Annotated in this window: 8 protein-coding genes and 1 pseudogene; 6 read left to right on the top strand and 3 right to left on the bottom strand. The window is 71.4% G+C overall.

Translation table 11 applies throughout. From position 1 onward, the window contains the following. The 3 genes and pseudogenes from QSK18_RS11730 to QSK18_RS11720 all read right to left on the bottom strand — a co-directional run. A pseudogene (locus QSK18_RS11730) lies at nucleotides 1-230 on the bottom strand (hypothetical protein); the annotation flags it as partial. A 77-nt stretch (nucleotides 231-307) separates the two neighbouring features. Continuing rightward, the gene (locus QSK18_RS11725) at nucleotides 308-883 is read right to left on the bottom strand and encodes a PH domain-containing protein (RefSeq protein WP_232811039.1); all 576 of its coding nucleotides are present in this window, start codon (nucleotides 881-883) and stop codon (nucleotides 308-310) included. A gap of 318 nt (nucleotides 884-1201) precedes the next feature. Beyond that, nucleotides 1202-3184 carry a potassium transporter Kup gene (locus QSK18_RS11720; protein ID WP_269810073.1) on the bottom strand — a complete coding sequence of 661 codons (1983 nt, stop codon included), beginning with the start codon at nucleotides 3182-3184 and terminating at the stop codon, nucleotides 1202-1204. 133 nt (nucleotides 3185-3317) lie between these two features. Here QSK18_RS11720 and QSK18_RS11715 point away from each other — a divergent pair, with 133 nt between their 5' ends. From QSK18_RS11715 to QSK18_RS11690, 6 genes are all read left to right on the top strand, one after another. After that, on the top strand, nucleotides 3318-4922 hold the full coding sequence (locus QSK18_RS11715) for a methyl-accepting chemotaxis protein (RefSeq protein WP_285618729.1): 1605 nt from the start codon (nucleotides 3318-3320) through the stop codon (nucleotides 4920-4922). Between the two features lie 12 nt (nucleotides 4923-4934). Beyond that, the gene (locus QSK18_RS11710; RefSeq protein ID WP_285618727.1) at nucleotides 4935-5804 is read left to right on the top strand and encodes an ABC transporter substrate-binding protein; all 870 of its coding nucleotides are present in this window, start codon (nucleotides 4935-4937) and stop codon (nucleotides 5802-5804) included. Nucleotides 5805-5989: 185 nt separating this feature from the next. Next, entirely contained in the window at nucleotides 5990-7174 is a 1185-nt protein-coding gene (locus QSK18_RS11705; protein WP_285618725.1) for an NAD(P)/FAD-dependent oxidoreductase, read from the top strand. Next, complete coding sequence (locus QSK18_RS11700; protein ID WP_232811049.1) at nucleotides 7171-7494, top strand: (2Fe-2S)-binding protein; 324 nt, start codon at nucleotides 7171-7173, stop codon at nucleotides 7492-7494. Before QSK18_RS11705 ends, QSK18_RS11700 begins: the two co-directional genes overlap by 4 nt. Continuing rightward, nucleotides 7487-8923 carry an NAD(P)/FAD-dependent oxidoreductase gene (locus tag QSK18_RS11695; protein ID WP_285618723.1) on the top strand — a complete coding sequence of 479 codons (1437 nt, stop codon included), beginning with the start codon at nucleotides 7487-7489 and terminating at the stop codon, nucleotides 8921-8923. Before QSK18_RS11700 ends, QSK18_RS11695 begins: the two co-directional genes overlap by 8 nt. Next, complete coding sequence (locus QSK18_RS11690) at nucleotides 8920-9855, top strand: dihydrodipicolinate synthase family protein (protein WP_285618721.1); 936 nt, start codon at nucleotides 8920-8922, stop codon at nucleotides 9853-9855. The genes QSK18_RS11695 and QSK18_RS11690 overlap by 4 nt, the downstream gene beginning before the upstream one ends. Nucleotides 9856-9859: the final 4 nt, after the last annotated feature.

Genomic DNA, 9859 nt, shown 5'->3' with positions numbered 1-9859 from the left:
CCCGCCGGCTGCGGTGCCCCGCCGGCTGCGGTGCCCCGCCGGCTGCGGTGCCCCGCCGGCTGCGGTGCCCCGCCGGCTGCGGTGCCCCGCCGGCTGCGGTGCCCCGCCGGCTGCGGTGCCCCGCCGGCTGCGGTGCCCCGCCGGCTGCGGTGCCCCGCCGGCTGCGGTGCCCCGCCGGCTGCGGTGCCCCGCCGGCCGCGGTGCCACGCCCACCGCGGTGGCCGTGCCACGCCCACCACGGTGCCGGTGCCACGACCGCCGCGGGTGCCACTGGGCTACATCTTCACCATGGCAGCCAGGGCTGCGGTTACCGGTGGTCGGGTTCCTTGATCGGCACCCGGGTGCCCGGGGTGCGCTGCTTGGCGGTGATCCGGGTCTCGGAGGGGGCGAAGATGATCTGCGAGATCTGCTGGTAGCGCAGGTCCGAGTCGGGGATGTAGTTGATCGAGCTGAGCGCCTGGTCCTGACCGGCCGACTCGACCACGAACCGGCCGTAGCCGAGGATCTGCCCGGTCACCGAGCGGTCGTAGCGCATGTCGGTGACCTTCGACATCGGCATGATGTCGACCTGGCGGGTGACGATGCCGTGCACCCGCATCAGCCGGCGGTTGGTGGCGATGATCAGCTCGTCGTACCAGAGCCAGAGCTTCAGCCCCAGCCGGGCGAGCACCACCAGCCAGAGACCGGTGGCGACGGTGATCACGACACCGCCGGTCAGGCTGCTCAGCCAGGCCAGGAAGATCAGGCTCAGCACGGTGCTGGCCACCGGCTCGGCGAAGACCACCCAGTGCCGGCGGAACATGAACACGATCTGCTCGCTGGGGATCAGGTAGCGATCGAGCTCGGCCGGGACGCCGGGTCCGTAGCGCTCGGAGTGCTTCACGCGGCTGCTCCCTTACGAAGGCGCGCTCCGGTGGGTGCAGTGCGTGAGGGGGACGACGTCAGCCCGTGCATAACCCCCTTACTAACACGAAGTGGTGCAACAAAGCAGCACGGTGGTTCGGTGAGGGAGACATCACGCCCGGCGGCTCGGCGGCTCGGCGGCCCGGTGGCGCGATGCGGATGCGTGGGGGCTGAGGGCCTCGGCGAAACGCGTGGATGTGGGGGCTCAGTCGATGAGGAGGACGCAAGGAGAATGACCTGGACGATATGAAACGCCTGAGGGGGCGCCGCATGCTCGATCGTCCGGGTGTGCCAAAGGTCAGACCTCGATGCGGGAGCCGATCACCACGGTGCGCTCGCGCGGTAGCCGGAAGTAGTCGGCGGCGTCGGCGGTGATTCCTGAGGTGGCCACGAAGAGCCGTTTGCGCCAGCGGGGCATGCCCGTGTCCTCTCCGACCTCCAGGTCGATGGTGGAGAGGAAATACGAGGCGTCCTGCAGCGAGGCAGGCATCTCCGGGACGGCGCCGCAGATCCGGGACAGGGCCGTGGGTACGTCCGGCTCGTCCATGTAGCCGAAGTAGGCGGTGACGTGGGTGATGCCGTCGTCGGCGTAGCCCAGCTCGTCCAGAACCACCTGCTCGGCCGGGGGCACGTAGGGCACCGGGCGGGTCTCGATCGACAGGATCACCGCGTGCTGGTGCAGGACGTGGTTGTGTTCCACGTTGGCCCGCATCGCCAGGGGAGTGGTCTCCTTGCCGCGGTTGAGGAACACCGCCGTGCCCGGCACCCGCACCACCGCGGGCCGGCGTGTGTGCAGGGCGTCGACGAACTCGCGCAGCGAGCCCTCCTCCTGCTCGCGGCGGGCGGTGACCAGGGCCCGGCCGCGCTGCCAGGTGGTCATCACGGTGAACACGCTGATGCCGATCAGCACCGGCAGCCAGGCGCCGTGCACCAGCTTGGTCATGTTGGCCGACAGAAACAGCAGGTCCAGCAGCAGGAACACCGAGCCGAAGCCGTAGACCAGCCAGGCGGGCTTCTGCCAGCGGTGCCGGGCCAGGTAGAAGAACAGGACGGTGGTGATCGTGATGGTGCCGGTGACCGCCATGCCGAAGGCGTAGGCCAGCTTGTGCGAGCTCTGGAAGGTGACCACCAGGGTCAGGACCGAGAACATCAGCACCCAGTTGATCCACGGTACGTAGATCTGGCCGATCGCGTGGGCCGAGGTGTGGTGGATCCGCAGCCGGGGCAGGTAGCCCAGCTGGATGGCCTGGTGGGCGACCGAGAAGGCGCCGGTGATCACCGCCTGGGAGGCGATCACGGTGGCCGCGGTGGCCAGCACCACCAGCGGCAGCCGGGCCCACTCCGGCACCAGCAGGAAGAACGGGCTGCTGAGGTTGGCCACCGGGTCCTGGATCACCAGTGCACCCTGGCCCAGGTAGCTGAGCAGGCAGGCCGGGAAGACCAGGATCAGCCAGGCCCGGGCGATCGCCGGCCGGCCGAAGTGCCCCAGGTCGGCGTACAGCGCCTCGGCGCCGGTGATCGCCAGCACCACCGCGGCCATCGAGAAGAAGGCGATGTGGAAGTGCCCGGTCAGGAAGCCGATCGCGTAGGTCGGCGACAGGGCCTTGAGCACCTCCGGGTTCTGCACGATCCCGCCGATCCCGGCGACCCCGATCACCGTGAACCAGACGATCATCACCGGCCCGAACAGCCCGCCCACCCGTTCGGTGCCGAACTTCTGGGCCAGGAACAGCAGCACGATGATCACTGCGGTGATCGGCACGGTCAGGTCGGCCAGCGACGGGTTGACCACCTCCAGGCCCTCGACCGCGGAGAGCACCGAGATGGCCGGGGTGATCATGCTGTCGCCGAAGAACAGGGAGGCCCCGAAGATGCCCAGGGCCGCCAGCCCGGCCTTGGTGCGGCGGCTGCCCGGCACCGCCCGCCGCCGGATCAGGGTGATCAGCGACAGGATGCCGCCCTCGCCGTCGTTGTCGGCCCGCAGGACGAAGGTGACGTACTCCAGGGTGACGATCAGGGTCACCGACCAGATCATCAGCGAGATGACACCCAGCACGTTGTCCGGGGTCGAGGGCACCGGGTGCGGGTCCTCGGGATTGAAGATCGTCTGCACCGTGTAGATCGGGCTCGTCCCGATGTCGCCGAAGACCACACCCAGCGCGCCGATGGTGAGTGCTGCGCGGCCCAGGGACGGGCCGTGGGTACTCGGGGTGGCGGGAGCGGGAGGAGCCTGGGTGGACACGCCCGAGACTCTGTAGGCACATGCGTGACAGCGCAACATTTTGACAAAATCTTGACAGGCCGGTCCGGGGCCGGTCGCTCAAGCCCTCGGGGCCGGGGCCGATGTCCTGTGCAAACCGCTTGCGGTGCCGCAGCGGAGGCGAGCACCGGCCCGAGAACTGAGACTTGCGTCGATGAAGCAGAAGGACCCGGCGGCCCGTCGCACGCTGTCGCTGGCCGGGCAGCTGGTGGTGCTGGCCGCCACCGGGCTGGCCGGCGTGATCGTGGTGGGGGCGATCGGGGTGATGGGCTCGGCCCGGCAGGGGCGGGCCGAGGACAGCCTGGTGACCGCCGACCGGGCCGCGGCCCTGGCCGAGACCGTCGACGCCCAGCAGGCCCGGCTGCGGGGATCGGTGATGGTCTCGATGGTCTCCGACGACGTCGCGGAACGGCAGGCCGCGATCGGGTCGCTCGGCGACGACGCCATCGGCCTGCGCTCGGCCTTGCGCGGCCTGCAGGCCGCAGGCGACGAGGCCACCCGCCGGCAGGCCGAGGCTCTGCTGGCGCAGACCGAGGAGCTGGTCACCCTCGGCCAGCGCGTGGTCTCCCTGGCCAACCTGACGATCACCGACCCGGGCCGGGCCCGGGCGCGGGCCGCGATGCCCGGCTTCACCCAACAGGCCGAGGCGGTGGCCGAGGCGGTTCCGCAGATGCGCGCGGCCGCGGCGCAGGCTCAGGCCGGCGCCCTGAGCGCTTCCGCCGACGCGCGCCGGTCCGCGCGCTGGCTGATGGGGCTGACCGGGCTGCTGGTCGCACTCGCCCTGGGCGCGGTGGCCGTGGTCATCGTCCGGCGTCTGCGCCGCCGCCTGAACGCCACCATCGTGCTGCTGGAGAGCGTGGCCGACGGCCGGCTCGACGTGCGCGGTGACACCGGCCGCGCGGACGAGATCGGGCGCATGGTGCAGGCGCTGAACCGGGCCTTGGACCAGCTGGCCGGTCTCTTCGCCCAGGTGTCCCGGGCCGGGGGCGACATGACCGCCAGCGCCGGCGAGCTGACCGAGGTCTCGGCCGGGCTGCGCAACCGGGCCACCAGTTCCGCGGCCAAGGCGGCCTCCGGCCGTCAGGCCTCCGAGGAGATCGCGGTGACCATCCGCAACGTGGCCAACAGCGGGGCCGAGATGGCGCACGTGATCGGTGAGGTCGCGGTCGCCACCGCCGAGGCCGGGCGGGTCGCCTCCGAGGCGGTCGGCACGGTCGACGAGGCGGTGCGCACGGTGCAGGGCCTGGCCCAGTCGTCCGCCGAGATCGGCGACATCGTCAAGATCATCACGCTGATCGCCGACCAGACCAACCTGCTGGCGCTGAACGCCACCATCGAGGCGGCCCGGGCCGGGGAGTTCGGGCGGGGCTTCGCGGTGGTCGCCAACCAGGTCAAGGAGCTGGCCAACGAGTCGGCGCGGACCTCGGAGGAGATCATCCAGAAGGTGGACGCGGCGCAGCGCGACGCCGGCGCCGCCGGGCAGGCGATCCAGCTGATCACCGACGTGGTCGAGCGGATCAGCGCGCTGCAGGACACCATCGCCACCGCCGTGGAGCAGCAGGCGGCGACCACCCAGGAGATGGTGCGCAGCATGGAGGAGATCGCCTCCGGCTCCAGCGACGTGACCCGCTCGATCGCGGCGATCGCCGACGACGTCAACCAGACCGAGGACGACTCCGGGCGGGCGGCCGCCACGGCCGAACGGGTCCTGGCCGCGGCCGGGGCGATCGAGACCGGTCTGCGCCGGTTCCGGGTCTGAGGGGGCAGCACGATGCAACGAGGAACACGGGTGCTCGCGGTCCTGGCCGTCGTCTCTTTCACGGCTCTGGCCGGGTGCAGCGACGACTCCGAGCCGGCCGGGAGCAGCGCGGCGGCCGGTGTGCCGACCGAGAACCTGAACGTGGTGACCGCGGGGACGCTGACGATCGGCATCGATCCCACCTATCCGCCGATGGAGTTCCAGGAGGGCGGTGAGTTCACCGGGTTCAACGTCGACATGACCACCGACCTGGCGGCCCGGCTGGGGCTCACCCCGAAGTTCGTCGAGGTGGCGTTCGGCGATCTGCGCCCGTCGCTGGCCGACCACCGGATCGACCTGGCCGGCGCCTCGATGACCGACACCGCCGAACGCCAGGAGGAGGTCGACTTCGTCGACTACTTCATCGCCGGCTCCCAGGTCGTCGCGACCCCGCAGGACGTCGCCGGCCTGGAGACCGGCGCCGACTGGTGCGGCCGGACGGCGGCGGTGGCTCCGGACACCGTGGACGAGGACGCCGTCGTCGCCCAGTCCGAGGTCTGCGTCAAGGCCGGGAAACAGCCGGTCAAGATCCTGAACGTGGCCTACGGGGTCAGCCAGACCGAGGTCCTGGCCGGTCGCGCCGACTTCGGCCTCGAGGGCATGCCGGTGGCGGCGCGGCTGGTGGCGCAGTCCGGGGGAAAGCTGGCCGTGGCCGGGAAGGTGGCTCAGCTGCAGCCGCAGCCCTACGGGTACGCAGTGGCCAAGGACCGCACCGAGCTGCGCACGGCCGTTCAGCTCGCCCTTCAGCAGGCGATCGCCGACGGCACCTACGATGCGTTGCTGGAGAAGTACGAGGTCTCCGACGGCGCGCTGAGGACGACGGCGATCAACGGTGGGGCGTGATCTCCGTACCCAGTGACATGGCACTGAGGGCGAGATTAGGCCTCGCCTAAGCGACCCGGCGCCCCGCTGTCAAGGTGCCCGTCATTGCTACACGCTTGTTAATTGTTATTCTGTGGGGACATTCGCCAGTGGCCCGGTTGGTCCGGCCCCTTCCGTTGCGGATAGCCCTGTGCAATATTACTGATGTGGCTGAGCAAGGGCGCGTCATCGTGATCGGAGCGGGGATCGTCGGCGCCGCGATCGCGCGTTCCCTGGTCCGCTCGGGGACCGAGGTCGTGGTGCTGGACCGGGGCCCCTCGGCCGGCGGCACCTCTTCCGGGGGTGAGGGCAACCTCTTGGTCTCGGACAAGGGGCCAGGCCCCGAGCTGGAGCTGATGCAGCGCTCGATCCAGCTGTGGAGCGAGATCGGGCCGCAACTGCGCGACGAGCTGCCGGCCGGCTTCCCCGGCCTGGAGCTGGAGCACAAGGGCGGGCTGGTGGTCGCGACCACCGAGGCCGGTGCCGTCGGGCTGAAGCAGTTCGCCGTGCAGCAGCGCACGGCTGGTGTGGTGGCCGAGGAGGTGGGAGCCGACCGGGTGCGTGAACTCGAGCCCGATCTGACCCGCGACTTCGTCACTGCTGTCCTCTATCCGCAGGATGCTCAGGTTCAGCCTGTGGTGGCGACCGAGTCGCTGCTCGCTTCGGCCCGCCAGAAGGGCGCCCAGGTACGCCAGGGGGTGGAGGTGCTCGGTCCGGTGCTGAGCAAGGGCCGGCTCACCGGGGTGCGCACGAGCGACGGGGTGGTGAACGGCGACGCTGTAGTGGTCGCCGCCGGGCCCTGGTCGGGTCAGGTCGCGGCCGCTCTGGGGGCTCCGGTGCCGGTGAAGCCGCGCCGGGGAACGGTTCTGGTGACCACCCGGATGCCGCAGCGGGTCTGGCACAAGGTCTACGACGCCGACTACGTGGGGGCCGTCGGCTCCGGTGCCGCCGACCTGCAGGTCTCCAGCGTGGTGGAGTCCACTGCGGCCGGGACCGTCCTGATCGGGTCGTCCCGTGAGCAGCGGGGTTTCGACGACCGGATCGAGGCGCGGGTGCTGGCCGCGCTGGCCGCCAAGGCGCTGCTGCTGTTCCCCTTCCTCAAAGACGTTGCGGTGATGCGGGCCTACGGCGGTTTCCGGCCGTTCATGCCCGACCATCTGCCGCTGATCGGCCCCGACCCGCGCCTGGCCGGCCTGTGGCACGCCACCGGGCACGAGGGCGCCGGCATCGGGCTGAGCCTGGGCACCGCCGAGGTGCTCTCCCAGCACCTGCTCGGCGCCGCCCCGGCCGCCGAGAACCCGTTCCGTGTAGACCGTCCCAGTCTTCGGCCCCACCTGGAGGATGCCGCGTGAGAGGCCCCCGCCGGCTCCCCGCCGAGCAGGATCCGGTGCGTCCGAAGGAGTCCGCCCCGCTCAGCATCACCCTCGACGGCGAGCCGGTCAGTGGCCTGCAGGGGCAGACCATCGCCGGGGTACTGATGGGCTCGGGGCGCCTGTCCTGGCGCCGCAGCCCGCGCACCGGCCGTCCGCGCGGGGTGTTCTGCGGCATCGGCGTCTGCTTCGACTGCCTGGTCACCGTGAACGACGTGCCCGACGTGCGGGCCTGTCAGCGCCGCGCCGGTGAGGGCGACGTGGTGACCAGCCAGAGCCCGCAGGAGCCGTCCCATGACTGAGAACGTCCTGATCGTCGGAGGCGGCCCGGCCGGCATGGCGGCCGCGCGCGCCGCCCTGACCGGTGGCGCCGAGGTCACCCTGCTGGAGGCCGGCGACGCCCTGGGTGGGCAGTTCTGGCGGCACCTGCCCGAAGCGCGCAGCGGCGCTGCCGAGCACCGGCTCCACCACAAGTGGGAGCTCTTTCACGAGTTGCAGCGTGAGCTGCTCGAGAACCCGGGCTGTGAGGTCGTTCTCGGCGCCCATGTCTGGTCGGTCGAGCGTCCCGAGGGCAGCGCCGGCCCGGCCGTGCACGTCATGGTCGGTCCGGCCGACGGCACCGACCGTGAGCCGCGCACCTACCGGCCCGACCATCTCGTCCTGGCCACCGGCGGTCAGGAACGCACCCTGCCCTTCCCGGGGTGGGACCTGCCCGGGGTGTTCACCGCCGGTGCCGCCCAGGCCCTGGCCAAGGGCGAGCGGGTGGCCGTGGGCCGCCGGGTGCTGGTCGCCGGCGCCGGGCCGTTCCTGCTGCCGGTGGTCACCAGCCTGATCCACACCGGCGCCACCGTGGTCGGCGTCGCCGAGGCCTCCGGCTGGAGAACCCTGGGCCGAGGCTGGCTCTCGAAGCCCTGGGAACTGGCCGCCACCCGTTCCAAGGCCGGAGAACTCACCGGCTACGTCAGTGCCCTGGCCCGCCATCGGGTGCCCTACCACGCAGCCACCACGGTGGTCGCGGCGCACGGCCAGGAGCAGGTCGAGGCGGTCACCCTGGCCCGGCTCGACGCCGACTGGAACCCGGTGCCGGGCACCGAGCGCCGGGTGGAGGTCGACGCGGTCTGCGTGAGCCACGGCTTCGTCGCCCGCACCGAACTGGCTCTCAGCATCGGTTGCACGGCCGGTGAAAGCGGTTTCGTGCAGACCGATCCCGAACAGAGGACGTCGGTGGCCGGGGTCTTCTGCGTCGGTGAACTCACCGGCATCGGGGGAGTCGACCTGGCTCTGGCCGAGGGTGAGATCGCTGGTACCGTGGCCGCCGGGGGTGAGCCGGACCCGGCGGTCGTGCGCTCCCGCAACGACTTCCGGGCCTTCGCCGACCGGTTGCAGGCGGCCCACGGCATCCGGCCGGGCTGGCAGAGCTGGCCCGACCGGGAGACCACGCTGTGCCGCTGTGAGGACGTCACCGTCGGCCAGGTGCGCGACGTGGCCGCGGCCACCCAGGCCCGGGGCCTGCGCTCGCTGAAACTCACCACCCGGGTCGGTCTCGGGCCCTGCCAGGGCCGCACCTGCGGCCGCAACGCCGAGGAGATCCTGGCGGCGGCCGCCGGCCCGGAGGGGCTCCTCGAGAGCGGACGCACCGCGAACCGTCCGATCGCCGTCCCGGTCCGGCTCGGCGAGCTGGCCAGCTCCCAGAACTCCCAGAACCACTCCCACCGAGAGGAACACCCATGAGCACCGCCGAACCGATCAACCTGCGCGGCGTCATCGTCGCCACCGCCCTGCCGTACAGGGAGAACCCCTCCGCCCCGGCCGGTCTCGAGGTCGACTACGACAAGTTCGCCGAGCACTGCGACTGGCTGATCAGCAACGGCTGCCGCGGCGTGGGCCCGAACGGCTCGCTGGGGGAGTACTCCTCGCTGACCGACGCCGAGCGCCGCAAGGTCATCCAGGTCGCGGTCGAGGCCGTGGGCGGGCGCGGCGTGGTCGTGGCCGGCGTGCACGGCCCGGGCTGGCACCAGGCCAAGCACTGGGCCGAGCTGGCCGCCGAGGACGGCGCCGACGGTGTGCTGTCGCTGCCGCCGACCATGTACCGGGCCTCGAACTCGCAGGTGATCGAGCACTTCGAGAAGATCGCCGAGGTCGGCCTGCCGGTGATGATCTACAACAACCCGATCGACACCAAGGTCGACCTGGTGCCCTCGCTGGTGGCCGAGATCGCCCAGATCCCGAACATCTCGGCGATCAAGGAGTTCAGCGGCGACGTGCGGCGGATGTTCGAGATCTCCGAGCTGTGCGACATCGACGTCATCGCCGGCGCCGACGACGTGCTGTTCGAGCTGATGGTCGATGGTGCCGTGGGCTGGTTCGCGGGCTTCCCCAACACCTTCCCGCGCGAGTCGGTGGAGATCTACGACCACATGGTGGCCGGCCGGGTGGCCGAGGCCCGTGAGCTGTACAAGCACCTGGTCGCGGTGTTCCGCTGGGACTCGCGCACCGAGTTCGTGCAGGCGATCAAGCTGGGCATGGAGATGGTCGGCCGTTACGGTGGCCCCTGCCGCCCGCCGCGCGGTCCGCTCACCGCCGAGCACACCGCGCAGGTGCGCGCCGACATGGAGCGGGCGATCAAGGGCCTGGAGTCGCTGAAGGCCACCGCCTCCGTCTGAAAGA

Source organism: Kineosporia sp. NBRC 101677, from assembly GCF_030269265.1.
Taxonomy (GTDB): domain Bacteria; phylum Actinomycetota; class Actinomycetes; order Actinomycetales; family Kineosporiaceae; genus Kineosporia; species Kineosporia rhizophila.
The sequence above is the reverse complement of the archived record's forward strand: the minus strand, read 5'-3'. Positions and strand labels throughout refer to the sequence as shown.

Excerpts from the sequence above, each read along its gene's own strand:
- QSK18_RS11710 (WP_285618727.1), top strand. The coding sequence starts at position 4,935 with ATGCAACGAGGAACACGGGTGCTCGCGGTCCTGGCCGTCGTCTCTTTC.
- QSK18_RS11715 (WP_285618729.1), top strand. The coding sequence starts at position 3,318 with ATGAAGCAGAAGGACCCGGCGGCCCGTCGCACGCTGTCGCTGGCCGGG.
- QSK18_RS11695 (WP_285618723.1), top strand. The coding sequence starts at position 7,487 with ATGACTGAGAACGTCCTGATCGTCGGAGGCGGCCCGGCCGGCATGGCG.
- QSK18_RS11720 (WP_269810073.1), bottom strand. The coding sequence starts at position 3,184 with ATGTTGCGCTGTCACGCATGTGCCTACAGAGTCTCGGGCGTGTCCACC.
- QSK18_RS11690 (WP_285618721.1), top strand. The coding sequence starts at position 8,920 with ATGAGCACCGCCGAACCGATCAACCTGCGCGGCGTCATCGTCGCCACC.